This window comes from Cupriavidus necator A5-1 (assembly GCF_000744095.1).
Lineage (GTDB): Bacteria > Pseudomonadota > Gammaproteobacteria > Burkholderiales > Burkholderiaceae > Cupriavidus > Cupriavidus necator_A.
The window spans coordinates 447,744-472,195 of sequence record NZ_JQLI01000008.1; the positions used below are offsets into that span (position 1 = coordinate 447,744).

25 protein-coding genes are annotated in these 24,452 nt (G+C 67.1%); 19 read left to right on the forward strand and 6 right to left on the reverse strand.

Annotated features, from left to right (window positions below):
• Positions 1–91 precede the first annotated feature (91 nt).
• On the reverse strand, positions 92–1,072 hold the full coding sequence (locus tag K307_RS26205; protein ID WP_042883781.1) for a fumarylacetoacetate hydrolase family protein: 981 nt from the start codon (positions 1,070–1,072) through the stop codon (positions 92–94).
• Positions 1,073–1,162: 90 nt separating this feature from the next.
• Positions 1,163–2,119: a Bug family tripartite tricarboxylate transporter substrate binding protein gene (locus K307_RS26210; protein WP_042887427.1), complete on the reverse strand. Its 957-nt coding sequence runs from the start codon at positions 2,117–2,119 to the stop codon at positions 1,163–1,165.
• Between the two features lie 252 nt (positions 2,120–2,371).
• On the opposite strand from K307_RS26210, the gene K307_RS26215 reads away from it, so the two are divergent.
• The 4 genes from K307_RS26215 to K307_RS26230 all read left to right on the forward strand — a co-directional run bounded on the left by K307_RS26215 (position 2,372) and on the right by K307_RS26230 (position 5,635).
• Entirely contained in the window at positions 2,372–3,199 is an 828-nt protein-coding gene (locus tag K307_RS26215; RefSeq protein WP_042883782.1) for an IclR family transcriptional regulator, read from the forward strand.
• Positions 3,165–4,259: a DUF3108 domain-containing protein gene (locus K307_RS26220; RefSeq protein WP_419187181.1), complete on the forward strand. Its 1,095-nt coding sequence runs from the start codon at positions 3,165–3,167 to the stop codon at positions 4,257–4,259. Before K307_RS26215 ends, K307_RS26220 begins: the two co-directional genes overlap by 35 nt.
• A gap of 50 nt (positions 4,260–4,309) precedes the next feature.
• On the forward strand, positions 4,310–5,152 hold the full coding sequence (pcaD, locus tag K307_RS26225) for a 3-oxoadipate enol-lactonase (RefSeq protein ID WP_042883783.1): 843 nt from the start codon (positions 4,310–4,312) through the stop codon (positions 5,150–5,152).
• Between the two features lie 225 nt (positions 5,153–5,377).
• A complete protein-coding gene (locus K307_RS26230; protein ID WP_018314386.1) occupies positions 5,378–5,635 on the forward strand; it encodes a DUF3567 domain-containing protein in 258 nt (85 codons plus the stop codon).
• Between the two features lie 70 nt (positions 5,636–5,705).
• Here the strand turns inward: K307_RS26230 and K307_RS26235 are convergent, their stop codons facing one another.
• A complete protein-coding gene (locus tag K307_RS26235; RefSeq protein WP_042887430.1) occupies positions 5,706–6,098 on the reverse strand; it encodes a rhodanese-like domain-containing protein in 393 nt (130 codons plus the stop codon).
• A gap of 204 nt (positions 6,099–6,302) precedes the next feature.
• Here K307_RS26235 and K307_RS48065 point away from each other — a divergent pair, with 204 nt between their 5' ends.
• The 5 genes from K307_RS48065 (at position 6,303) to K307_RS26260 (ending at position 12,265) form a co-directional block, all read left to right on the forward strand.
• Positions 6,303–7,361: a homocysteine S-methyltransferase family protein gene (locus tag K307_RS48065; RefSeq protein WP_042887431.1), complete on the forward strand. Its 1,059-nt coding sequence runs from the start codon at positions 6,303–6,305 to the stop codon at positions 7,359–7,361.
• 17 nt (positions 7,362–7,378) lie between these two features.
• Positions 7,379–10,126, forward strand: coding sequence for a methionine synthase (metH, locus tag K307_RS26245; protein WP_042883784.1), 2,748 nt, complete (start codon positions 7,379–7,381; stop codon positions 10,124–10,126).
• Positions 10,127–10,392: 266 nt separating this feature from the next.
• The gene (locus K307_RS26250; protein ID WP_042883785.1) at positions 10,393–10,833 is read left to right on the forward strand and encodes a hypothetical protein; all 441 of its coding nucleotides are present in this window, start codon (positions 10,393–10,395) and stop codon (positions 10,831–10,833) included.
• A gap of 346 nt (positions 10,834–11,179) precedes the next feature.
• Complete coding sequence (locus K307_RS26255) at positions 11,180–11,812, forward strand: response regulator transcription factor (protein WP_022533215.1); 633 nt, start codon at positions 11,180–11,182, stop codon at positions 11,810–11,812.
• Positions 11,813–11,857: 45 nt separating this feature from the next.
• Positions 11,858–12,265, forward strand: coding sequence for a response regulator (locus tag K307_RS26260; protein WP_042883786.1), 408 nt, complete (start codon positions 11,858–11,860; stop codon positions 12,263–12,265).
• Positions 12,266–12,341: 76 nt separating this feature from the next.
• Here K307_RS26260 and K307_RS26265 read toward each other — a convergent pair whose 3' ends face one another.
• Positions 12,342–13,745 carry a CHASE3 domain-containing protein gene (locus K307_RS26265; RefSeq protein ID WP_042883787.1) on the reverse strand — a complete coding sequence of 468 codons (1,404 nt, stop codon included), beginning with the start codon at positions 13,743–13,745 and terminating at the stop codon, positions 12,342–12,344.
• A 303-nt stretch (positions 13,746–14,048) separates the two neighbouring features.
• Here K307_RS26265 and K307_RS26270 point away from each other — a divergent pair, with 303 nt between their 5' ends.
• Together K307_RS26270 and K307_RS26275 are read left to right on the forward strand one after the other, a co-directional pair.
• Entirely contained in the window at positions 14,049–14,216 is a 168-nt protein-coding gene (locus K307_RS26270; protein ID WP_010812883.1) for a DUF1328 domain-containing protein, read from the forward strand.
• 52 nt (positions 14,217–14,268) lie between these two features.
• Positions 14,269–14,697: a DUF883 family protein gene (locus tag K307_RS26275; RefSeq protein ID WP_042883788.1), complete on the forward strand. Its 429-nt coding sequence runs from the start codon at positions 14,269–14,271 to the stop codon at positions 14,695–14,697.
• 164 nt (positions 14,698–14,861) lie between these two features.
• Here the strand turns inward: K307_RS26275 and K307_RS26280 are convergent, their stop codons facing one another.
• Positions 14,862–15,185 carry a DUF1840 domain-containing protein gene (locus tag K307_RS26280; RefSeq protein WP_042883789.1) on the reverse strand — a complete coding sequence of 108 codons (324 nt, stop codon included), beginning with the start codon at positions 15,183–15,185 and terminating at the stop codon, positions 14,862–14,864.
• Between the two features lie 279 nt (positions 15,186–15,464).
• On the opposite strand from K307_RS26280, the gene argS reads away from it, so the two are divergent.
• The 5 genes from argS (at position 15,465) to K307_RS26305 (ending at position 20,835) form a co-directional block, all read left to right on the forward strand.
• Positions 15,465–17,252, forward strand: a complete 1,788-nt coding sequence (gene argS, locus K307_RS26285; RefSeq protein ID WP_042883790.1) for an arginine--tRNA ligase — start codon at positions 15,465–15,467, stop codon at positions 17,250–17,252.
• A 126-nt stretch (positions 17,253–17,378) separates the two neighbouring features.
• Positions 17,379–18,116 carry an SPOR domain-containing protein gene (locus K307_RS26290; protein ID WP_042883791.1) on the forward strand — a complete coding sequence of 246 codons (738 nt, stop codon included), beginning with the start codon at positions 17,379–17,381 and terminating at the stop codon, positions 18,114–18,116.
• A gap of 181 nt (positions 18,117–18,297) precedes the next feature.
• Positions 18,298–18,933, forward strand: a complete 636-nt coding sequence (locus K307_RS26295; protein WP_042883792.1) for a thiol:disulfide interchange protein DsbA/DsbL — start codon at positions 18,298–18,300, stop codon at positions 18,931–18,933.
• Between the two features lie 259 nt (positions 18,934–19,192).
• Complete coding sequence (locus tag K307_RS26300) at positions 19,193–19,996, forward strand: SDR family oxidoreductase (RefSeq protein ID WP_022533223.1); 804 nt, start codon at positions 19,193–19,195, stop codon at positions 19,994–19,996.
• A gap of 2 nt (positions 19,997–19,998) precedes the next feature.
• The gene (locus K307_RS26305) at positions 19,999–20,835 is read left to right on the forward strand and encodes a helical backbone metal receptor (protein ID WP_042883793.1); all 837 of its coding nucleotides are present in this window, start codon (positions 19,999–20,001) and stop codon (positions 20,833–20,835) included.
• 5 nt (positions 20,836–20,840) lie between these two features.
• Here the strand turns inward: K307_RS26305 and K307_RS26310 are convergent, their stop codons facing one another.
• The gene (locus K307_RS26310; protein ID WP_042883794.1) at positions 20,841–21,920 is read right to left on the reverse strand and encodes an MBL fold metallo-hydrolase; all 1,080 of its coding nucleotides are present in this window, start codon (positions 21,918–21,920) and stop codon (positions 20,841–20,843) included.
• Positions 21,921–22,133: 213 nt separating this feature from the next.
• Here K307_RS26310 and K307_RS26315 point away from each other — a divergent pair, with 213 nt between their 5' ends.
• The 3 genes from K307_RS26315 to K307_RS26325 all read left to right on the forward strand — a co-directional run bounded on the left by K307_RS26315 (position 22,134) and on the right by K307_RS26325 (position 24,449).
• Entirely contained in the window at positions 22,134–22,598 is a 465-nt protein-coding gene (locus K307_RS26315; protein WP_042883795.1) for a MerR family transcriptional regulator, read from the forward strand.
• A 137-nt stretch (positions 22,599–22,735) separates the two neighbouring features.
• Complete coding sequence (locus K307_RS26320; RefSeq protein ID WP_042883796.1) at positions 22,736–23,215, forward strand: PaaI family thioesterase; 480 nt, start codon at positions 22,736–22,738, stop codon at positions 23,213–23,215.
• A gap of 52 nt (positions 23,216–23,267) precedes the next feature.
• Positions 23,268–24,449, forward strand: a complete 1,182-nt coding sequence (locus tag K307_RS26325) for an isovaleryl-CoA dehydrogenase (protein WP_042883797.1) — start codon at positions 23,268–23,270, stop codon at positions 24,447–24,449.
• Positions 24,450–24,452 lie beyond the last annotated feature (3 nt).

Sequence of the window (24,452 nt, forward strand, 5' to 3'; positions counted from 1 at the left end):
GCCGGATGGATTGCGAATTTACCAACCGATCGGTCGGTTAATTATATGCGCATCCGGACGGGCGCGGCCTCGCCGACAGGCCGGGCGGCGTTCAGGCCGCCGCCACCAGCTGGTCGATCGCGCCGAACACCGAAAGCCCCTGCGCATCGAACATCTCGATCTTGACCGCGTCGCCGAACTTCATGAATTCGGTCGACGGCTTGCCTTCGTCGATGGTCTCCAGCATGCGCTTCTCGGCGATGCAGCAGTAGCCCTTCTTGCGGTCGACATTGGAGATCGTGCCCGAGCCGACGATGCTGCCGGCGCGCACATTGCGCGTCTTGCAGATATGCGCGATCAGTTGGCCGAAGTCGAACACCATGTCGGTGCCGCAGTCGGGCTGGCCGACCTTCTTGCTGTTCCAGTGCACGGTCATCGGCAGGTGCACCTTGCGCTCGCGCCAGGCTTCGCCCAGCTCGTCCGGCGTCACCGCCACCGGCGAGAACGCCGTGGCGGGCTTGCTCTGGAAGAAGCCGAAGCCCTTGCCCAGCTCGGCCGGGATCAGGTTGCGCAGCGAGACATCGTTGGCCAGCATCACCAGGCGGATGGCGTCGCCGGCCTGCTCGGGGCTGGCGCCCATCTTCACGTCGCCGGTGATCACCGCCACCTCGGCCTCGAAGTCGATGCCGAAGGCTTCGCTGGCGCAGACGATATCGTCCTGCGGCCCCACGAAGTCGTCCGAGCCGCCCTGGTACATCAGCGGATCGGTCCAGAACTCGGGCGGCATCTCGGCGCCGCGCGCCTTGCGCACCAGCTCGACATGGTTGACGTAGGCGGAGCCATCGGCCCACTGGTAGGCGCGCGGCAGCGGCGCCATGCAGTCCTTGGCGGCAAACGGGAAGGGGTGGCGCGCGCGGCCGGCGTTCAGTGCGTCGTACAGGTCCTGCAGCTGGGGCGCGTAGAAATTCCAGTCGTCCAGCACGGTCTGCAGCTTGCCGGCGATATCGGTGGCGTAGTGGGCTTGCTTCAGGTCGCGCGACACGACCACCAGCTGGCCGTCGCGCGAACCGTCCTTCAGGGTTGCGAGTTTCATGAATGCGGTGCGGTGCGGTAGATACCGGGAATAGGCGGGGGCGTCCACGCATGGCGGACGCAACGCCCGCTAGTCTACCGTGGCCGACATTCAGTCCACCGTGATGCCCTTGGCCTTGATCAGCTTGCCCCAGCGGTCGGCCTCGGCGCGCGCATAGCTGGCGAATTCCTCGGGCGTGCTGTAGACCGCCTCGACACCCACGCCTTCGAGCTTCTTCTGCACCTCGGGCGTTTTCAGCGCCTTGACCAGTTCGGCATTCAGGCGCGTGACCACGGCCTTGGGCGTGCCGGCCGGCGCCACCATGCCCTGCCAGGCGTAGGCCTCGAAGCCGGCCACGCCGCCTTCGGCCACGGTCGGCACGCCGGGCAGGGCGGCGAGGCGCTTGGGCGTGGCCACGCCGAGCGCGCGCAGCTTGCCTGCCGTCACGTTCTGCTGGCCCGAGGCCAGGTCCAGGAACATCAGGTCGACCTGGCCCGCCAGCAGGTCCTGCACGGCCGGGGCGGCGCCCTTGTAGGGAACGTGCGTCATCTTGACCTTGGTCTGGTCCATGAACAGTTCCATGGCCAGGTGGTGCGGGCTGCCCGCGCCGGGCGAGGCGAAGTTGACCTTGCCCGGGTTCTTCTGCGCGTACTCGACCGCCTCTTTCAGCGTGCGCGCCGGGAACTTGGGATTGGCCACCAGCACCAGCGGGAAGCGCGCCAGCTGGCCGATGTAGACGAAATCCTTGTCCGGGTTGTACGGCAGCTTCTTGTACAGCGACGGGTTGGCGGCCAGCGTGGCGGTGTCGGCGGTCAGCACGGTGTAGCCGTCGGGCTTGGCGTGGGCGACGGCATCGGCGCCGACGATAGTGGCCGCGCCCGGTCGGTTGTCGATCACCACCTGCTTGCCCAGCCCCGGCGTGATCGCCTGGCCGATGGTGCGCGCCACCACGTCGGTGCCGCCGCCGGCCGGGTAGGGCACGACCCAGCGGATCGGCTGCGCCGGCCAGTCGTCGGCGCGGGCAGGCGTGCTGGCGCCGGACAGTGCGCCTGCCGCGGCCAGGGCCATCAGCACGATGCGGGTGGAACGAAGCTGAAGCAAGGGACGCAGGGGGCGCATCGGTAGTCTCCGTGTTAAAAAGGGGCACGGCTCGGCGGGCATGCCATGCGTGCGCCGGCCAGGTCTGTTGCGAAGGAAGTCTACCGATGACTTAAAAATTGGTAAATCGATTTCGCTATAGTAAATTTACCTAGGAATTTTCCCGGGAATGTTGCCAGGAAGCGGCCTTCCGGGCCCATCAGAAAGCCAACCATCCGCCGCATGTCCGAATTCGAAGAAGACGACGCCAAGCTGCGTTCCGGGATCCAGTCCATCGAGGTGGGCTTCAAACTGTTGCAGGCGCTGGCGGCATCGCCGCGCGCGATGATGCTGCGCGACCTGGCCGCGGCCGCCGGCATGAACCCAGCCAAGGCGCACCGCTACCTGGTCAGCTTCATGCGGCTGGGGGCGGTGGCGCAGGACCCGGTCAGCGGGCGCTATGACCTGGGGCCATTCGCGCTGCAGCTGGGGCTGGCGGGGCTGAACCGGCTCGACCCGGTCAAGAAGGCGCGCCCGATCCTGTCGCAGCTGCGCGACGAGATCGACCTGACCGCCGGCATCGCGGTCTGGGGCAACCACGGCCCCACCATCGTCCACTGGGAGGAATCCAGCCACCCCGTCACCGTCAGCCTGCGCCTGGGCGACGTGATGCCGATGCTGAACTCCGCCACCGGCCGCCTGTACGGCGCCTACCTGCCGCGCAAGCAGACGCTGCCGCTGATCGAGCGCGAACTGGGTGCGCGCGGCAACGATGGCGTGCCGGACATGCCGCGCTCGCTGGCCGAGTACGATGCGATCTGCGCCGAGGTGCGCGCCCATGGTGCCGCGCGCACGCGGGGCGGGGTGCTGCCGGGCATCAATGCATTCTCGATGCCGGTGTTCGACGCCAACGGCCACCTTTCGATGGGACTGATCGTACTGGGCGCGCAAAGCATATTCGATGCAGAATGGGGCGGTACGATGGATTGCCGCGTACGCGACATCGCCCAACAGCTCTCATCGGAACTCGGCTACCTTGGTGCCGCCCCTCCGGCCGGACAAACCGGCTAAACCCGACCCGGGCCCCCGCCACCCCGCGCGGCCCGGCACGGATCCCCGCGTCTGGCGCCGGCGACGCTGGATCATCGTCATTGCGCTGGTCCTGCTGGTCCACCTGCTGGCCGTGGTGGGCTTCGTGCGCATGCCGGGGCCGCTGATCCCGGTGGACGTCACCAACACGCCCACGCTGGAAGCGGTCTTGCTGCCGCCGCCCAAGCCACCCGCCCCGCCCAGGCCGCTCCCCGCCCCGCGTCCGCGCCCGAAACCGGCCGCGCCGACCCCTGCCCCAGAAGCGCAAGAGACGCCTGCGCCACCCCTTGCCACCAGCCCGCAAGGCCCGGCCGAGATGGCATCCGGTACTGGCGGCGAAGGTACTGGGGCCGGACCCGCGGCGCCGCCCGCTGCACCGAATGGTGGGGGTGCCCCGGATGGCACCCGCTACAACGCGCCGCCGTCGGCCACGATGCACTACGCCAGCTTCGTCAACGGCGTGCAGAACCCGGACGGCCTGATCCGCTGGGAGCAGGACGGCAAGCGCTACCGGCTCGCGGTGGAGACCCGTGTGCTGTGGTTCAAGTTCGCCTTCCAGAGCAGCGGCGCGATGGTCGAGCAGGGACTGTTGCCGGAGCGCTACGAAGAGCGCCGCCGCAACAAGCTGGAGGCCTCGCGCTTCGACGCCGCGACCGGCGCCGCCGTGCTGGCCTCGGGCGCCCAGGCACAATTCCCGCCCGGGGCGCAGGACCGCTTCAGTGTCTTCCTCCAGCTCGTGGGCCTGCTGCGCGGCAACCCGCAGCGCTACACCACGCCCGGTGTGACGGAAACGTTCCTCGTGGCCGATACACGCGATGTGGAACCCATGCAAGTGCAGTATGTTGGAGAAGACGAGATCGATACCGGCCAGGGCCTGATACGTGCCAAGCACTTCGTGCGGCTGCAGCGCCGCGCCAACGACCGCCGCCGCGTCGAACTGTGGCTGGCCCAGTCGCTGGGCTGGATGCCGGTGCGGCTGCGCCAGACCGAGCCCGACGGGACCCAGATCGACCTGGTATATCGCGGCGCCGAGGGCCGGTAGCCCCGCCGCCGACACTGACTGACGCATTGCCAACTGCAAGGAGCCCAGCCATGACCGATGCCATGCCACCCGCCGAAACCCGCCGCATCCGCGCCGATGGCGCCGACATCTATGTGCGGCTGGACGGTGCCGACGGGCCGTGGGTGATCCTGGCCCACGCACTGGGCGCCAACCACACGCTCTGGGACGCCACCGCGCAGCACCTGGCCTCGCGCTACCGCGTGGTGCGCCCCGACCTGCGCGGCCACGGCGCCAGCGATGCGCCGCTTGGCCCTTACACCATGACGCGGCTGGCCGACGACGTCGTCGCGGTCATGGACGCGCTGGAGATACCGCAGGCGCATTTCTGCGGCATTTCCGTCGGCGGCATGGTCGGGCAGACGCTGGGGCTGCGCCATGCCGAGCGGCTGTTGTCGCTGGCGCTGGTGGCCACCAACAGCCAGACGCCGATGGAAGCGCACCCGATGTGGCATAACCGCATTGGCCAGGCCGAGGCGCACGGCATGGCCGGCATGGCCGAAGCCACGCTCGAGCGTTGGCTCACGGCCCCGTTCCGTGCCAGCCATCCCGAAGAAGTGTCGCGGATCCGCGACATGCTGGTGGCCACCCAAGTGCGCGGATATGTGGGTGTGGCCGAGGCCATCATGGCTTTTGACCTGACCGGCGCGCTTTCCCGCATACATTGTCCTACGCTGGTAGTAGCGGGCGAGCAAGACCAGGGCGCCTCGGTGGCGATGGCACAGAGCATCGCCGCTGCCATCCCCGGCGCCCGGCTTGAAGTCATGCCACAGGCGGCGCACCTGGTTCATGTGGAGCAGCCCGAGCGCTTCCACGCCGTCCTGGACGCTTTTCTCGGCAACGCCGCATGCGGAGGCCAGTGCGACGTTCCGTGACAAGCAACACACTGATGTAGAACGCTCAAGAAACTTGTTGCATTGGCCGATGCCCAACCTATGTCAGGCAGAAAATCGTGGCAACGTGGTGACCCGCACCGGCAGCTTGATTTCCCGCAGGTCATCCCAAGTTTGGAGGTAAAGCCGCGGCGCCCCCCTCAAGGCATCAACGAGGCAAGAATCACAAGGGCATGCCGCCCATCCATGACGCCCAGGAGGTGTGCCATGCAAATGATCTACAACAGCGACAACTACTGCATCGTTGAATTCGGTGCGGATGTCGATCAGGCGCCGCTTGAGTTCGGCGGCTATGAAATCGTCGACAAGAACCTGAAGCGCGAGATTTTCCTTGGTGGACATCTGGCCGAAAGCTTCCGCGCCGATGTGAAGCGCCTGATTGAAAGCGAGCCATCCGTGGAGGAAGTCGATGACTTCCTTGGCAAGTTCGACAATGTGATGACGCACCCGCTGGTGATGCACTGAGCGGCTTTGCCATGAACAGTCACGCCCGCTTCGGCGGGCGTTTTTGTTTTCTGGGCGCAGCGTGCCGCGCTCAGTACTGCTCCCACGGCAGCCCGTCATGGCGCCAGCCGTTGAGCGTATTGCGGTGGCGCTGCGCGTCGAGGTCGCCCTCGAAGCCATGCAGCACGTAGCAGACGTTGGAAAAGCCCGCGCCTTCCAGCGCCCGCGCCGCCGCCGACGAGCGGTTGCCGCTGCGGCAGATCAGCAGCACCGGCCGCGCCGAGGCCTGGCCGGCCAGCTTCTTCACCACCTGTACGAAGTGCGGGTTGACCTCCCAGTCCGGGCCGTCGTTCCACGGCACGTTGTGGGCGCCCTTGGGGTGGCCGACGAACAGGTATTCCATCTCGCTGCGGCAGTCGATGAAAAGCGTCTCGGGCGTTTGCTCCAGCAGGGCCTGGGCGTCGGCGGGGATGAGGTGTTGCATGGTCGGGAAGGAACAGGGCGCGGAAGTGCCCATGTGGTGACGGTTACGTCTCTCAGTGTAGGCGCCGGAACGTCCGACAGGCAACCACTGGCGGCCGCAAGGCCTTGATACACCTGATAAAATCGCATCTCTTTGGCCAGCATCGGCCACAGCCGCGGCCCGCCGCCGAACCTGCGCCGGCCCGCCTTTCCAGAGTTCCCCGCCATGAGTGCCCCTGAATCCCGCGCCACGCCGCGCCCCTACACCCGGGCTGCCGAGCTGCCCCGGCTGCTGCAAGAACGCATCCTGATCCTGGATGGCGCCATGGGCACCATGATCCAGCGCTACAAGCTGACCGAGGCGGACTACCGCGGCGAACGCTTCGCCGAACACAAGGTGGACGTCAAGGGCAACAACGAACTGCTGCTGCTGACGCGACCGCAGGTCATCAGCGAGATCCACGAGCAATACCTGGCCGCCGGTGCCGACCTGATCGAGACCAATACCTTCGGCGCCACCCGCGTGGCGCAGGAAGACTACAAGATGGCCAACCTGGCGTACGAGATGAACGTCGAGGCCGCGCGCCTAGCGCGCGCCGCCTGCGACAAGTACAGCACGCCCGACAAGCCGCGCTTTGTCGCCGGCGCCTTCGGCCCCACGCCCAAGACCGCCAGCATCTCGCCCGACGTCAACGACCCGGGCGCGCGCAACGTGACCTTCGAAGAGCTGCGCGTCTCGTACTACGAGCAGGGCAAGGCCCTGCTCGAAGGCGGCGCCGATGTGTTCCTGGTCGAGACCATCTTCGACACGCTCAACGCCAAGGCGGCGCTGTTCGCCATCGACCAGCTCTTCGAGGACACCGGCGAACGCGTGCCGGTAATGATCTCGGGTACCGTCACCGATGCCTCGGGCCGCATCCTGTCGGGCCAGACCGTGGAAGCGTTCTGGAACAGCCTGCGCCACGCCCGGCCCATCACCTTCGGCCTGAACTGCGCGCTGGGCGCCACGCTGATGCGCCCGTATATCGCCGAGCTGGCCAAGGTGTGCGACGCCGCGGTGTCGTGCTACCCCAACGCGGGTTTGCCGAACCCGATGAGCGACACGGGCTTCGACGAAACGCCTGAAGTCACCTCGTCGCTGGTGGAAGAATTCGCCGCTTCCGGACTGGTGAACCTGGTGGGCGGCTGCTGCGGCACCACCCCCGAGCATATCGCCGCCATCGCCCAGCGCGTGGCAGACAAGACCCCCCGCACCTGGCCCGGCCAGTATCGCGACGCCGCCTGAGCCCGGAGCCTGAAAACATGAGCGACAACAAACTGCCCCCGCGTCCGATGCGCCTTGCCGGCCTCGAGCCCTTCACGATCGACGACGACACGCTGTTCGTCAACGTCGGCGAACGCACCAACGTGACCGGCTCCAAGGCCTTCGCGCGCATGATCCTGAACGGCCAGTTCGACGAGGCGCTGGCGGTGGCCCGCCAGCAGGTCGAGAACGGCGCGCAGATCATCGATATCAACATGGACGAGGCCATGCTGGACTCGAAGGCGGCCATGGTTCGATTCCTGAACCTGATCGCTTCCGAGCCGGACATCGCGCGCGTGCCGATCATGATCGACTCGTCCAAGTGGGAGGTGATCGAGGCCGGCCTGAAATGCGTGCAGGGCAAGCCGGTGGTGAACTCGATCTCGCTGAAGGAAGGCGAGGAGCAGTTCCGCCACCACGCCGAGCTGATCCGCCGTTACGGCGCCGCTTCGGTGGTGATGGCGTTCGACGAGAAGGGCCAGGCCGATACCTTCAAGCGCAAGACCGAGATCTGCAAGCGCAGCTACGACATCCTGGTCAATGAAGTCGGCTTCCCGCCGGAAGACATCATCTTCGACCCGAATATCTTCGCGGTCGCGACCGGCATCGAGGAACACAACAACTACGCGGTCGACTTCATCGAAGCCACGCACTGGATCAAGCAGAACCTGCCGTACGCCAAGGTCAGCGGCGGCGTGTCCAACGTGTCGTTCTCGTTCCGCGGCAACGACACGGTGCGCGAGGCGATCCACACCGTGTTCCTCTACCACGCCATCGGCGCGGGCATGGACATGGGCATCGTCAACGCCGGCCAGCTCGGCGTGTATGACCAGCTCGATCCCGAGCTGCGCGAGCGCGTGGAAGACGTGGTCCTCAACCGCCGCGAAGATTCCACCGATCGTCTGCTGGAAATCGCCGACCGTTACAAGGGCGGCGGCGCGAAGAGGGAAGAAAACCTGGCCTGGCGCGGCACGCCCGAGCAGCCGGTGCCGGTGGGCGAGCGCCTGGCGCACGCGCTGGTGCATGGCATCACCACCTTCATCGTCGAAGACACCGAGGAAGTTCGCCAGCAGGTCGAGGCGCGCGGCGGCCGCCCGATCGAGGTGATCGAAGGCCCGTTGATGGATGGCATGAACATCGTCGGCGACCTGTTCGGCGCCGGCAAGATGTTCCTGCCGCAGGTGGTCAAGAGCGCGCGCGTGATGAAGCAGGCGGTGGCGCACCTGTTGCCCTACATCGAAGAAGAGAAGCGCCTGCTGGCCGAGGCCGGCGGCGACGTCAAGGCGCGCGGCAAGATCGTGATCGCCACCGTGAAGGGCGACGTGCACGATATCGGCAAGAACATCGTGTCGGTGGTGCTCCAGTGCAATAACTTCGAAGTGGTCAACATGGGCGTGATGGTCCCGTGCAACGAGATCCTGGCCAAGGCCAAGGTCGAGGGCGCGGACATCGTCGGCCTGTCGGGCCTGATCACGCCGTCGCTCGAAGAAATGGCCTACGTCGCCTCGGAAATGCAGCGCGACGACTACTTCCGCGTGAAGAAGATCCCGCTGCTGATCGGCGGCGCCACCACCTCGCGCGTGCATACCGCGGTCAAGATCGCGCCGAACTACGAAGGCCCGGTGGTGTACGTGCCGGACGCTTCGCGTTCGGTAAGCGTGGCGTCGAGCCTGCTGTCGGATGACGGCGCGGCGAAGTACCTGGACGAACTGAAGTCCGACTACGACCGCATCCGCACCCAGCACGCCAACAAGAAAGCCACGCCGATGGTGACGCTGGCGCAGGCGCGCGCCAACAAGACGCCGCTGGACTGGAGCGGCTACGTGCCGCACAAGCCCAAGTTCATCGGCCGGCGCGTGTTCCGCAACTACGATCTGGCCGAGCTGGCTAACTACATCGACTGGGGCCCGTTCTTCCAGACCTGGGACTTGGCCGGCAAATTCCCCGACATCCTCAACGACGAGATCGTCGGCGAATCCGCGCGCCGCGTGTTCTCGGACGGCAAGGCGATGCTGTCGCGCCTGATCCAGGGCCGCTGGCTGACCGCCAACGGCGTGATCGCGCTGCTGCCGGCCAACACGGTCAACGACGACGATATCGAGATCTACACCGACGAGACCCGCAGCAAGGTCGCGCTGACCTGGCACAACCTGCGCCAGCAGAGCGAGCGCCCGGTGGTCGACGGCGTGCGCCGCCCGAACCGCTGCCTGGCGGACTTCGTGGCACCGAAGGACAGCGGCATCGCCGACTACGTCGGCATGTTTGCGGTCACCGCGGGCCTGGGCGTGGACAAGAAGGAAGCGCAGTTCGAAGCCGACCTCGACGACTACAGCGCGATCATGCTCAAGGCGCTGGCCGACCGCCTCGCCGAGGCCTTCGCCGAATGCCTGCACGAGCGCGTGCGCAAGGACCTGTGGGGCTATGACGCGGGCGAACAACTCAGCAACGAGCAGCTGATCGCCGAGTCGTACCGCGGCATCCGCCCCGCGCCCGGCTATCCGGCCTGCCCGGAGCACACCGTCAAGGGCCCGATGTTCGAATTCCTCGATGCGGCCGAGATCGGCATGGGCATCACCGAGTCGCTGGCGATGACGCCGGCCGCTTCGGTCAGCGGCTTCTACCTGGCGCATCCCGACTCGACCTACTTCACCATCGGCAAGATCGGACAGGACCAGCTCGACGACATGGCGGCGCGCCGCCATGAAGACCGCGCGACGCTGGAGCGCGCGCTCGCGCCCAACCTGTAACCGGGTGCGACGGTAGTGCGGTGCCGATATCGGCACCGCACTGCTGCCCGGGGCCTTGATGCAGCAGGGAAAACCTGCGTGGCAGGCCGCATCCGCCGAATGTCGACGTTGTTTGCGGCGCAACACAACTCCTTACACAGCCTTTCAACTCCTCACAGACCGGCGCAGCCCCGGTCCCTAGACTGAGGGCTCGATTCACGCAAACACCACGGCGTGAACACCGCGGCGAATGTTTCGTCGCGGGGCATCCTGAAAGGAGTCCTTCCATGAAGAAACTGCTGATCTCCCTGTCCGCTCTGTCGCTCGCCGCTGCTTCCTCGCTCGCCATGGCACAAGGCACCGGCGTCTCCGTGGGTACGAAGGCCGATGCGGGCGCTTCGGTGAACGCAGCGCCGGCAACTGGCGCCGCGCAGTCGGGCCTGTCCACCGCGGGCAGCGCGGCCGAGAAGGGCCTGTCGACCGCCGGTGCGGCAACTGACAAGGGCCTGTCGGCAGCGGGTACGGCAGCGGACAAGGGCCTGTCCACCGCCGGCGCGGCGGTAGACAAGACCACCGGCGCCGCGGCCGACACCACGGGTGCGGCCAAGGCAGAGGCCGGCAGCAAGGCCAAGTCCGGCAAGCACGCCGCCAAGTCGACCAAGAAGTCGAAGGCTGACGCCAGCGTGGGCGTGGGTGCCGGTGCCGAAGCAGGCGCCAAGGCGCAGTAATTCCCTGCAGTACTAGCCCCCTGCAGTCACTGGCGCCAGGACCCTCCCGGGATTCTCCCAACCCCTGACGCGCCGCAGCAAAGCGGGACGGATCGCATCCGTCCCGCTTTGCGTTTGTGCGTCCATTTGTGCGCGGCGATCCGGCAAGTCCGCACCCTGCGCGGCGTGCATGCCGCATAGGCCGGCCCCATGTGCTGCGCACGCGTGTGGCCGCGCGTCGTGTCAGCCTGACACTGACAGCCCGCGCCGGCGCCCGGCACTACAATGACAGCAACGCAAGCGGTTCCGCCTGCACCCCGACGTGCACCGGGCAGTGTGCCGGTCCGTTCTATCCGTGGAGCCCCACATGATCCGCGTCCTGATCGCTGACGATCACGAGATTGTGCGTGCCGGGCTGCGCCAGTTCATTTCCGAAGAGCCCGACATCCAGGTGACAGGCGAAGCCGGAAGCGGCGACCAGGTCATGGCAAAGCTGCGCGACGCCGAGTTCGATGTCCTGGTTCTCGACATCTCGATGCCTGACCGCAACGGCATCGACGTGCTCAAGCTGATCCGCCAGCGCAAGCCCGACCTGCCGGTCCTGATCCTGTCCACCTACCCGGAAGACCAGTACGCGATCAACCTGATCCGTGCCGGCGCCTCCGGCTACCTGACCAAGGAAAGCGCCCCGGACGACCTGGTCAAGGCCATCCGCACGGTGGCCCAGGGCCGGCGTTACGTGAGCGCAACCGTGGCCGACCTGCTGATCGGCGGGCTCGACAAGCCCACCGAGCAGCCGGTGCACCAGATGCTGTCCGAGCGCGAGTTCCAGATCTTCTGCAAGCTTTCGCGCGGGCAGTCCGTGTCGGTGATCGCCGACGAACTGTTTCTCAGCGTCAAGACCGTCAGTACCTATCGTTCCCGCATCCTCGAGAAAATGGGCATGAAGACCAACGCGGACCTGACTTACTACGCCATCAAAAATGGCCTGGTCGAGTAGCAGCCCGCGGCTGGGCTGTGCCGGACCGGGCGAGCAAACCTGAATATGTCGGAGCAGGCTTCGAACACTTCCTACCGGGCGCTGAGCATACTGCTGATTGAAGACTCGGCTGTCCTGCGAGGCATGCTGCTCGAATACCTGAAAGACTTCCCGTTTATCGAGAACGTGGACTGGGCCGATACCGAGGCGATGGCCCTGCGCCTGCTCGCGGCCGGCAAGTACGATGTCGCCATCGTCGACCTGCAGCTGCGCCAGGGCAACGGCATCAATGTGCTGCGCGCGATGCAGCGCAACGGCTCCGGCACGGTGCGCATCGTCTACACCAACCATGCCCAGGTCGACATGTATCGGCGCCAGTGCGCCGAGGCTGGGGCGGACTACTTCTTCGACAAGTCGCTCGAACTGGAGCAGGTGTTCCGCGTGATCGAGGAGCACGCGGCGCCCGCGCCCTGATACCAGGCGGCGCCATGCAAGTCTGTGCGCCCGGCCACGCAGGCCGCGCGCGTCTCCCTTGATTCCTCCGCGCCCCTCAGGCGCGCGCCGGCTCCTGGTTTTCCGGCTCCTCCGCCGGCTGCAGCACCGACGCCGTCAGCGGCACCTCGACATGGATGCGTACGCCCGCGTGCGCCGCGGAATCGATCTGCATGCTGCCGCCCAGCGCGGTGACGCGCTGCTCCATGCCCAGCAGCCCGTGGTGGCCTGAGGTGCTGCCCGCGTCGAAGTCGGGCGGCATGCCCTTGCCATCGTCGCGCACGGTCAGCGTCAGCCGGTCCTCGTGGCATTCCAGGCAGACGTCGATGCGCTTCGCCTCGGAGTACTTGCTGGCATTGGTCAGCGATTCCTGCACGATCCGGTACAGCGCGATGGCAGCCTCGTCGCGCAGCGGTGGCAGGTCCTCGGGTACGCTGACCTCGGTTTCCCAGTTGTTGCGCGCGCCCACTTCCTCCACCAGTTGGCACACCGCGGCGCGCAGGCCCAGGTTGAGCAGCACGGTTGGGCGCAGGTCTTCGATCAGGCGGCGCTTGATCTGGATGCCCTGGTCCACGTGCAGCATCACGCGCGTGAGCCGCTCGGCGGCCACCGCGTGGTCCTGCTGTATCTGCCGGCGCACCCAGTGCAGGTCCAGCTTGATCGCGGTCAGGATCGCGCCCAGCTCGTCGTGCAACTCGCGCGCCAGGCGCGTCTTCTCGTCTTCGGTCACGCGCTGCAGGTGGCCCGCCAGTGCCGACAGCTGGCGCGTGCGCGCGCGCACCTTGCGGTCCAGCTTCGCGCTTTCCTCTTCCAGCTGGGTGCGCGCCGCCTCGGCCATCGACAGCCGCTTGGCGTGGCCCACGCCCACGGCCATCAGCAGGATGATGTTAATCGCCGTGAGCAGGCCGATGCCGTAGCGCGACAGCTGCACATCGGTCTCGGCGCCTTCGAGCCGGTGCGAGACCGAGCCCGCCTCGCGCGCCTGCAGCTGGTCCAGCCCGCGGCGCGCGTTGTCCATGGTCTCCTTGCCGTAGTCGGTGCGGATTAGCTCCAGCGCCACTTCCAGGTCGCGCTTGCCGTACACCAGCGTCAGCGCCATCTCGTTGAGCTTGCTGTTGATCAGCTTGGAGGTGTCGCCGAAGAGCTTCAGCGCCTCCGGGTCGTTGGCATAGTCGTCGCGGACCTGCGCCATCAGCTCGGCAATGCGGGGCAGGGCCTTGTAGTACGGCTCCAGGTAGCTTTCCTTGCCGGTCAGCAGGAAGCCGCGCTGGCCCGCCTCGGCGTTGACCAGCTCGCCGTTGAGCGCGGCCAGCTCGGTCTGTACGCGCTGCGAACGGATCACGTCGGTATAGCTTTCGCGCAAGCGGATATTGCCGGTCTCGGACGCCACCAGCACTGCCAGCGTCAGCACGATGCCGCCCGCGAGCAGCAGCGTGTGGGGGAGGAAGGACTGCTTGAACATGGGGCAATTCCTGTAGTGGAGGCGCGCCGCCTGCCCGCGCAGCGCCAGGAGCGCTCATGGAATCACATCGATTGCCATGGGTCAACCGGGGCGCCGTGGCCGCGCGGAGGGCGCGGCCACGGCGCTGTCGGGGCTATAGGTGTGGTTGTAGGACTCGGCTGACAGCGGAATAGGCTCCCTGTCGGTATTGGCGCGCCGGCTGGCTTCCTACGATGAGGCTATGAGCTTGCACCGCTTGGCGCAAGCCCTCACATGGGCCCGGCCAGTGCGCTGGCGTGGTCCGACATCTTCCGGAGCCTAGCCATGCTGCAGTATGCACTCGTATTTTTCGTCATTGCCCTGATCGCCGCGATCTTCGGCTTCGGCGGTATTGCTGCCGGTGCCGTGGAAATCGCCAAGATCCTGTTCTTCATCTTCCTGGTCGTGGCGCTCGTTGCCGCCGTGATGGGCCTGGTCCGCAGAGGACGCTAAGTACCGGCCGCGAGCCGGTTCCTCCCCGCCGACCGACACCTGAGGAGCCCGTATGCTGACGCAGAACCCCAAAGTCCGAAAGGAACTGAATCACCTGTCCGACAGTGCCGACAGCGCCATCAGCCATCTCAAGCACGCCGCGCGCGACACGCGTGAAGCGGCTGCGCCGGTGTCGGGCGAGGTCAAGGCCCTGATCGCCCAGCTGGAGCACACCATTCAAGTGCTGGCGCAAGAAGGCTCGGCCGAGAGCCTGCGTGCGGGGCAGCGGCTGCGCGAACGGGCCTCGGAAATGGCCCAGCGCCTGCGCGCCCAGACTACCGACGGTGTGATGCGCGCGCGCGAACGCATGGACGGTGCCGTGGAGCACTCGCGCCAGCGTGTGGCTGAATCCCCGCTGAAGGCGGTGGCGCTCGCTGCTGCCGTGGGGGCGCTAATCGGTTTGCTGCTGGCCAACGGCCGCCACCATGGCGATGAGGAATAGGCCCGGCCAGCGATAAGACGCATGACCGGGAGCCGACGGCTCCCGGCAGGAATTCCCCCCTTTCCGGAACCCTCGTCCGGAAGCCCGGCAACCCTACTGCGGTGCCGGGCGTTTTTTTGTCCGCGCGGCAATCCGTGCCGGGCGCAAGCGGGCGTCTTTTCCCGTCACACGCCCCACATCACGTTGGTCCCCTCACGCTGCGAGGCACGCAGCATGTCCAGGAACGGGTAGGCGCGCTGGCCCAGGTGCAGCGGTTCTTCCTCTTCTTCGTCCCTGCTGGTGGCCGTTTCGACGGCCGAGTCGGCGGGATGGGGCTTGCGGGCATCGGCGACCGCGGCTTCCAGCTTGTGGATCGCGGTTGGAAGCTCTTCAACGGTGATCACCCCTCGTTCCCCGAGACGCTTGCCGATGATGCCCAGCAGCGTCATCGCCAGATCCTTCATCATGATCAGGTCCTGCGCGGCGTGGGATTTGAAGGTGATCAGCATGATGTGTTTTCCTTTCACGGAAGTGCGGCGCGCGGCGGTCCCGGGGGCGGGATGCCGCGCCGATAGTGGCCCCGAATGTGGCCCGGATTGTGGCCCGGGGCCATCCTCGCGCATGATGTCAGCATAGCACCTGATAAAATTCGGCGTTCCCGAATCCAATGCCTGTCACGCGGCGCGGCGCGGCGTTCACTGTTCCTTTGCCGTCACTTGCCGCCTTCCGGGCGACGGCGCCGCCCAAGGCGGTGCCTGAATACCTAGCCCACAGGGCTTCCGACATCCATGCTGCCTGTTCAGACCTCCAATCTCGCCGCTGCGTTCACCGATGCCGTGCGTGCGCTCGCCCCGGCCGATGCCACCCTGCCCGCCGTCACCTTCGAGCGGCCCAAGGTGGCCGCCCATGGCGACCTTGCCTGCAACGTCGCCATGCAGGTCGCGCGTGCGCTCAAGAGCAACCCGCGCGAGCTGGCGCAGCGCATCGTCGCGGCCGTGCAGGCCGACGCGCGCGCGCAGGGCCTGGTCGAGGCCATGGAAATCGCCGGTCCCGGCTTTATCAACCTGCGCATGACGCCCGCGGCCAAGGCCGACGTGCTGCGCGCGGTGCTGACCGAGGGCGACCATTACGGCGCGCGCGAGCGCGGCGTGCACGGCCAGGTGCTGGTGGAGTTCGTCTCGGCCAACCCGACCGGCCCGCTGCACGTCGGCCACGGCCGCCAGGCGGCGCTGGGCGATGCGCTGGCCAACCTGCTGTCGTGGCAGGGCTTCCACGTGCACCGCGAGTTCTACTACAACGACGCCGGCGTGCAGATCCAGACCCTGGCGCTGTCGGTGCAGGCGCGCGCGCGCGGCCTGAAACCGGGCGACGCCGACTGGCCCGAGGCCGCCTACAACGGCGACTACATCGCCGACATCGCCGCCGACTTCCTGGCCGGCAAGACCGTCAGCGCCTCCGATGGCGAGCCGGTGACCGCCTCGGGCAACGTCGAGGACATCGACTCGATCCGCAAGTTCGCCGTCACCTACCTGCGCAACGAGCAGGACATCGACCTGCAGGCCTTCGGCGTCAAGTTCGACCGCTACTACCTGGAGTCGTCGCTGTACAGCGACGGCCGCGTCGAAGCCGCGGTGCAGTCGCTGGTCGCCAAGGGCAGGACCTACGAGAGCGAGGGCGCGCTGTGGCTGCGCACCACCGACGACGGCGACGACAAGGACCGCGTGATGAAGAAGAGCGACGGCACCTATACGTACTTCGTGCCGGACGTGGCCTACCACACCACCAAGTGGGAGCGCGGCTTCACCAAGGTCATCAACGTGCAGGGCAGCGACCACCACGGCACCATCGCGCGCGTGCGCGCCGGCCTGCAGGGCCTGGACATGGGCATCCCGCAGGGCTACCCCGACTACGTGCTGCACAAGATGGTCACGGTGATGAAGAACGGCGAGGAGGTCAAGATCTCCAAGCGCGCCGGCTCCTACGTCACCGTGCGCGACCTGATCGAATGGTCCAACGGCGGCGACGAGACCATCCGCGGCTGCCTGGATGCGGGCGTGGCCGACTGGCCCGGGCACTTCACGCGCGGGCGCGACGCGGTGCGCTTCTTCCTGCTGTCGCGCAAGGCCGATACCGAGTTCGTGTTCGACGTCGACCTGGCGCTCAAGCAGAACGACGAGAACCCGGTGTACTACGTGCAGTACGCGCATGCCCGCATCTGCTCGATCTTCGAGTCGTGGGGCGGCGCGGACTGGGAAAGCCGCCTGGCCGAGCTGGCCGGCGCCGACCTGTCGGCCGTGACCGGCCCCGAGGTCAGCGCCCAGGCGCTGGCGCTGGGTCGCCGCCTGGCCGAGTTCCCGGACATGCTGTCGGACGCCGCCACCGAACTGGCGCCGCACGCGGTCGCCTTCTACCTGCGCGACCTGGCTGGCGACTTCCACGCCTTCTACAACGCCGACCGCGTGCTGGTGGACGACGAGGCCGTCAAGCGCGCCCGGCTGGCGCTGCTGGCCGCCACGCGCCAGGTGCTGCGCAACGGCCTGGCGGTGATCGGCGTCTCGGCGCCGCGCCGCATGTAAGGAAGCGCGCGGCGCCACGCCGGGCGCGCAAGTGGGGCCGCGCCGAGTGCGCAGCCCCGGGAAAACAGCCGGTGCTGCCCGTGGCGGCACTGGCTCTATAATCCCGGCATCACCAAAGAGGACTTCATGCAACAGCAACGCAAGCGCGACGCGCGCAAGGTCCGCCGCAGCCAGCAGCGCGGCGGTACGTTCCTGGGCCTGGTGCTCGGGCTGATCGTCGGGCTGGCCATCGCCGTGGTGGTCGCCCTGTACATCACCAAGTCGCCGACGCCGTTCCAGCAGAAGAACGCCCCGCGGCCGAGCGAGCCCGGCAATGTCGCCAGCCAGCTCCCGCCGCCGGCCCAGCGTGCCGACGAGGGCCCGAGCGACCCCAACAAGCCGCTGTGGAGCAAGACCCCGGCCAAGCCGGTGGGCCAGGCGCCCGAGCCGGAACCGAAGCAGAGCGGACAGCATGGCCAGAACGGCCAGCAACCACCGGTGGCGGTGGCCCGCCCGGCCGAGAAGCCGCTGGAAAAGCCCATCGAGAAGCCGGCGGAAAAACCGGCTGACAAGCCCCTCGCCAACAAGCCGGCCGAGAAGCCGGTGGCTGACCCGATCGCCGAGATCGCCCAGGCCGACGCCAACAAGGTCGGCTACCTGCTGCAGGTGGGCGCGTTCCGCTCGTCGGACGACGCCGACCGCCAGAAAGCCAACCTGGCGATGCAGGGCTTCGAAGCCAAGATCACCGAGCGCGACGTCAATGGCGTCAAGATGTACCGCGTGCGCATGGGGCCCTTCAATCGCATCGAGGAGATGAACAAGGCGCGCGAGCGGCTGCAGTCGTCGGGCTTCGAGGCGTCCGTGATTCGCTACACCAAGCAGTAAGCCGGACCGCAGGGTCAGGCGTTATCCGGGATGGCTGCGGCGGATTGCCGCAGCGCCTGGTAGCTGATTAATACCCGGTAACCACCGCAACACCTTGTCACCGCCGCGGCCGGCGTCCCGCTGAACCGGACGCCGCCGCCGCTGTCATACGCTCATCGTCCAAACCGCAAGGCCGCACCAAATGAAGAAACTCGCCGCACTGTTCGCCATGTTCGCCGCCGTGGGCGGCCTGCTGATGTCCGCCCCGTCCCAGGCGGCGCCCGCCGAGGGCAAGGAATACCAGATCCTGAAGACGGCCCAGCCGGTCACGCCGGGCAAGATCGAGGTCACCGAGTTCTTCTGGTACGGCTGCCCGCACTGCTTTGACTTCGAACCCGACCTGGAGGCCTGGGTCAAGAAGCAGGGCAACAACGTGGTGTTCAAGCGCGTGCCGGTCGCTTTCCGCGACGACCTGATGCCGCACACCAAGATCTTCTATGCGCTGGAAGCCATCGGCAAGCTCGACGCGATGCACCTAAAGGTCTTCAACGCCATCCACGTGGACCGCAAGCGCATGCTCGATCCCAACGAGATCGCCGACTTCATGGCCAAGAACGGCGTGGACCGCAAGGCCTTCCTGGACGCGTACAACTCGTTCACGGTGACCACCAACTCGCAGCGCGCCAACAAGATCGCCGACACCTACAAGATCGACGGCGTGCCGACCGTGGTGGTGCAGGGCAAGTACGTGACCTCGCCGTCGATCGCCGGCAACAAGACCAGCGCGGTCCAGACCATGGATTACCTGGTGGAGCAGGTGCGGGGCAAGAAGCTGTAATCTGCTGACGGAACCTTCGCATGCCGAGAGTTTGCTCCCCTCTCCCGCTTGCGGGAGAGGGGCAGGGGGTGAGGGCAGGCACTGGCATACCGCTGCCTGGGACTTCGTCGAAACGGCCGCCCTCACCCCAACCCTCTCCCGCAAGCGGGAGAGGGAGCACCCAAGCGGGACTTTCAAAGATCTGCGGATGGGGCGCGGATAGCTAGCCGGCTGGTACGATGTACCAGCCTTTTTTATTTTGGACATTCTCTCGCCTCCCATGCGTCCCCTCAAAGTCTTCCTCACTGGCGCCTCCAGCGGACTAGGCCAGGCCCTCGCGCGCGAATACGCGTCGCAAGGCGCCATCCTTGGCCTGGTGGCGCGCCGCGAGGACGCGTTGCGCGAGTTCGTCGCCACGCTGCCCAACCCGGGCGCGGTGCGCGTCTACGGCGCCGATGTGCGCGATGCCGACGCCATGGCGCGCGCGGCGGAAGACTTCCTCGGCCATTTCGGCTGCCCTGACGTGGTGATCGCCAATGCCGGCGTCTCGGTCGGCACGGTCGCCAGCGAGCGCGAGGATCTCGACGCCTTTCGCCAGGTGATGGACACCAACTGGTTCGGCCTGCTGACCACCTTCCAGCCCTTCATGCATGCGATGCAGGCGCGCGAGCCCGGGCACTTCGGGCGGCGCGGCACGCTGGTGGGCATCGCCAGCGTCGCCGGTGTGCGTGGGCTGCCGGGTGCGGGCGCCTACAGCGCTTCCAAGTCGGCGGTGATCAAGTTGCTGGAGAGCCTGCGCCTGGAGCAGCGCGAGCACGGCATCCGAGTGGTCACGATCGCGCCGGGCTATATCCGTACGCCGATGACCGCGCACAACCCTTACCGCATGCCGTTCCTGACCGATGCCGACGTGTTCGCGCGCAAAGCGGTCCGCGTAATTGCCGCCGGACGGCGCTTCCGTGTGATTCCGTGGCCGATGGGCGTGGTGGCGGCGCTGCTGCATGTGATGCCGCGCTGGCTGTATGACGCGCTGGCCGCGGGCGCGCCGCGCAAGCCGCGGCGCGCAGAAAGCCAGGAGCCCTAACCATGTGGCGCGACGCCATTGGCCAGCAGCAGGCCGCCGCCAGCGGCGAGGTGCGCATCGCCTCGCTGGTGCCGTCAGTGACCGAGCTGCTGTTCGCGCTCGGGCTGGGCGGGCAGATGGTGGCGCGCACCGGCTTCTGCATCCACCCGGAGCCGGCCGTGCGCGCGGTGCCCAAGGTGGGCGGTACCAAGGACGTGAAAGTGGTGCGCCTGCGCGAGCTGGCGCCCACGCACGTGGTGGTCAATATCGACGAGAACCGGCGCGAAACCGTGGATGAGATCCGTACCTTCGTGCCCAACGTGATCGTCACCCATCCGTGCGCGCCGGAAGACAACCTCGGGCTGTACCGGCTGCTGGGCGGCATCTTCGGCCGCCACACCGAGGCCGAAGCGCTGTGCGCCGCGCTGCAAGCCGAGCTGGACGCCATCCGCGCACGCGCGTGGCCGCAGCGCCGCGTGCTGTACGCGATCTGGCAGGACCCGTGGATGACAGTGTCGCGCGACACCTATATCAGCCGCATGCTGGCGCTGGCCAACTGGCAGACCTGGCCGGAGCCCGCCGACGGCACGCCGCAGGCGTGCGTCGACGGCGATTGCAGCCGCCCCAACACGCCCGGCGAACGCTATCCCACCTTCCGCTGGAGCGATGCGCTGGTGCGCGAGCTCGACCTCGTGCTGCTGTCGACCGAGCCCTACCGCTTTACCGAGGACCACGCCGATGCGCTCGAGCGCCAGCTCGGCAAGCCGGTGCTGCTGGTCGATGGCGAGATGCTGTCGTGGTACGGCAGCCGCGCCGTCGCTGGCGTGCGCTACCTGGCGGCGCTGGCGGCCGCCAACTAAGCGAATCAGGCGGCGCGGAAGCGGATCACGCCGTCATCGCCCGTCTCACGTACCAGTTCACCGCGGTGCCACAGGCAGTGCAGGTGCGCCAGCGACTCGCCCATCGCGAAGGTCATCTGGTGGATATCGAACTGGCGCTTGAAGATCACGCTGACGATGTCGTGGGCGCTGCAGGCCTTCTCGCGGCAGGCTTGCAGCGTCTCGGCGAGACGGTCGACATGGTGCTCGCGCAGCTGGTTGATCCGGGTATGCAGGTTGCGGAAGGGGCGGCCGTGCGAGGGCAGGATCAGCACGTCCTGCGGCAGCGGCTCGTACTTGCCGAGCGAATCCAGGTAGAGCTGCAGCGAATTGCCTTCGGGCTCCATGTCGAACACGCTGACGTTGGTCGAGATGCGCGGCAGCACCATGTCGCCGGAGATCAGCACATTGGTGGCTTCGTTATACAGCGCCACGTGCTCGGGCGAATGGCCGAAGCCGGTGATCACGCGCCAGCCGGAGGTGGCCGCATCGGTGCCGATGCGCACCGTCTCGCCCTCCATCATCCGGCGGTACTGCGCCGGCAGGTCGGGCACCAGCGACGGGTAGTAGGTCTTGCGCGCGCGCAGCTTTTCCTGGCTGTCGGGATCGGTCAGGCCATGCAGCGCGAAGTGCGCGGCGGCCGCTTCGCCGCCCGCGCTGGAGCCGGCGCCGGTGCCGCTGCCCATCACGCGCGCGCTCATGTAGTCGCCCAGGCTCATCCACAGCCGCACGCCGAAACGCTTGCACAGCCAGTGCGCCAGGCCGACGTGGTCGGGGTGGCTGTGCGTCACCAGCACGCGCACCACCGGCAGGCCTTCCAGCTCATTGGCGAAGATGGTTTCCCAGTGGCCCTTGATGACATCGTTGGTGATGCCGCAATCGATGATAGTCCAGCCCTCGCGGCCGCCGTCCAGGCGGTCGCGCACCAGCCACAGGTTGATATGGTCGAGCGCGAACGGCAGCGGCATGCGCAGCCAGTAGACGCCGGGGGCGACCTGTTGTTTGGTGCCGGGCTCGGGCATGGTGTCGCCGAACGGGTATTGGAGCTGGTGTTCGAGTGCGTTCATGAGGAGTCTCTTGGTCGAAGCCTTGTGCCGGAGGATCGGGGATCGGGGGCAGGCGGGCTTTCTCGTTGCTGCGTCATGCCCTGTGGGCGTGTAAGCGCTAGTTGCCAGTCGCCGGAGTTGACGCTAACGTAAACGTCAACTCAAGCGGTTCGTCTCCATCTTAAGCGAAAACTTGATTCCGCAACGAACGACCGTTCACTTCCTGGGCGCATCATGGCAGTCACGCAATCCCCCGGCTCCGCCACCTACACCATCACCGATCTCGCCCGCGAGTTCGACGTCACGCCCCGCGCCATCCGGTTCTACGAGGACCAAGGCCTGCTGTCGCCGGAGCGCGAAGGCCCGGGCGGGCGCAAGCGCATCTACAACGGCCGTGAGCGCACCCGACTGAAGCTGACGCTACGCGGCAAGCGGTTAGGGCTCACTCTCAATGAGATCCGTGAGATCCTTGATCTTTACGAGTCGCCACGCGACACCGCCCCGCAACTTGAGCGCTTCCTGGACTCGCTGGCCGACCACCGCCGCACGCTCGAGCGCCAGTTGGAAGACCTGCAGGCACAGTTGGCCGAGATCGACCAGCACGAGCGCCAGTGCAAGGCGCTGCTGGCCGCACAAACCGGCGGCAAGACCCCGGCCCCGGAGGGCGACGATGCGCCGGCCCGTACCCGATCGGCCTGATGCAGCACTTTGCCTGGCATCCGTGCCGGACGGGATTGACGTTTACGTAAACGTAAATAGAATACCCGGACAGCCCGCCACTGCGGCGGCGCGCCGCGACCCAACGCCTTGATTGGCCTTCACACCGGAAACCCGCCATGCCGTCCTCCAACGCCTGTGCCGCCCCCGCTGAACCCGACGAAGCTCTGTCCGCCGCGCGCGCCGACGCGATCGCCACCAGTTTCTCGCGCCAGGGGCTGATGACCGCCTTCGGCGCCACGCTGCAGCGGGTGGAGCGCGGCGAGGTCGAGATCGCGATGCCGTGGTCCGACGGCGTGACCCAGCAGCACGGCTTCTTCCACGGCGGCGCGGTGGGCGCGCTGGCCGACAGCGCCTGCGGCTACGCCGCGCTGTCGATGGTGGGCGAGGGCGAGGCGGGCCTGACCGCCGAATACAAGATCAACCTGCTGTCCCCGGCCCAGGGCGAACGCCTGGTGGCGGTGGGCCGCGTCCTCAAGCCCGGGCGCACGCTGATCGTGGCGCAGGGCGAGGTCTACGTCGAGCAGGCCGGCAGCCGCAAGCAGGTGGCCACCATGCTGATGACGCTTTGTGTGGTCCGCACCTTGGACCACGTCTGAACCGCCTACCCGGCGACAAAAACACGACACCCGAATCCAACAGGAGATCATCATGACCGAACTGCCAGGCCTGAAATTCGATCTGGGCGAAGACATCGAGATGCTGCGCAGCTCCGTGCGCGCCTGGGCCCAGGCCGAACTGGCCCCGCGCGCCGCCGAGATCGACCGCACCGACCAGTTTCCGATGGACGCCTGGAAGAAGATGGGCGACCTGGGCGTGCTCGGCATCACGGTGGCCGAGGAATACGGCGGCGCCAACATGGGCTACCTGGCGCACATGATCGCGATGGAAGAAATCAGCCGCGCCTCGGCCTCGGTGGGCCTGTCGTACGGCGCGCATTCCAACCTGTGCGTGAACCAGATCCACCGCAACGGCACGCCGGCGCAGAAGGCCAAATACCTGCCCAAGCTGGTGTCGGGCGAGTGGATCGGCGCGCTGGCGATGAGCGAACCCAACGCCGGCTCAGACGTGGTCAGCATGAAGCTGCGCGCGGAGCTCAAGGGCGACCGCTACGTGCTCAACGGCACCAAGATGTGGATCACCAACGGCCCGGACTGCGACGTGCTGGTGGTTTACGCCAAGACCGAGCCCGACCTGGGCGCGCGCGGCATGACCGCGTTTATCGTCGAGAAGGGCATGAAGGGCTTCTCGGTGGCGCAGAAGCTGGACAAGCTGGGCATGCGCGGCTCGCACACCGGCGAGCTGGTGTTCCAGGACGTGGAAGTGCCGGTCGAGAACATCCTCGGCGCCGAGAACGGCGGCGCCAAGGTGCTGATGAGCGGGCTGGACTACGAGCGCGCGGTGCTGTCGGGCGGCCCGGTCGGCATCATGCAGGCGTGCATGGACGTGGTCACGCCGTATATCCACGACCGCAAGCAGTTCGGCCAGAGCATCGGCGAGTTCCAGCTGATCCAGGGCAAGGTGGCCGACATGTACACCACGCTGCAGGCGGCGCGCAGCTACCTGTACACGGTCGGCAAGAACCTCGACGGGCTGGGCAGCGACCACGTGCGCCAGGTGCGCAAGGACTGCGCCGCGGTGATCCTGTACACGGCCGAGAAGGCCACCTGGATGGCGGGCGAGACCGTGCAGATCCTGGGCGGCAACGGCTATATCAACGAATACCCCGCCGGCCGGCTGTGGCGCGACGCCAAGCTGTACGAGATCGGTGCCGGCACCTCGGAGATCCGCCGCATGCTGATCGGCCGCGAACTGTTCGCCGAGACCATGTAAAAG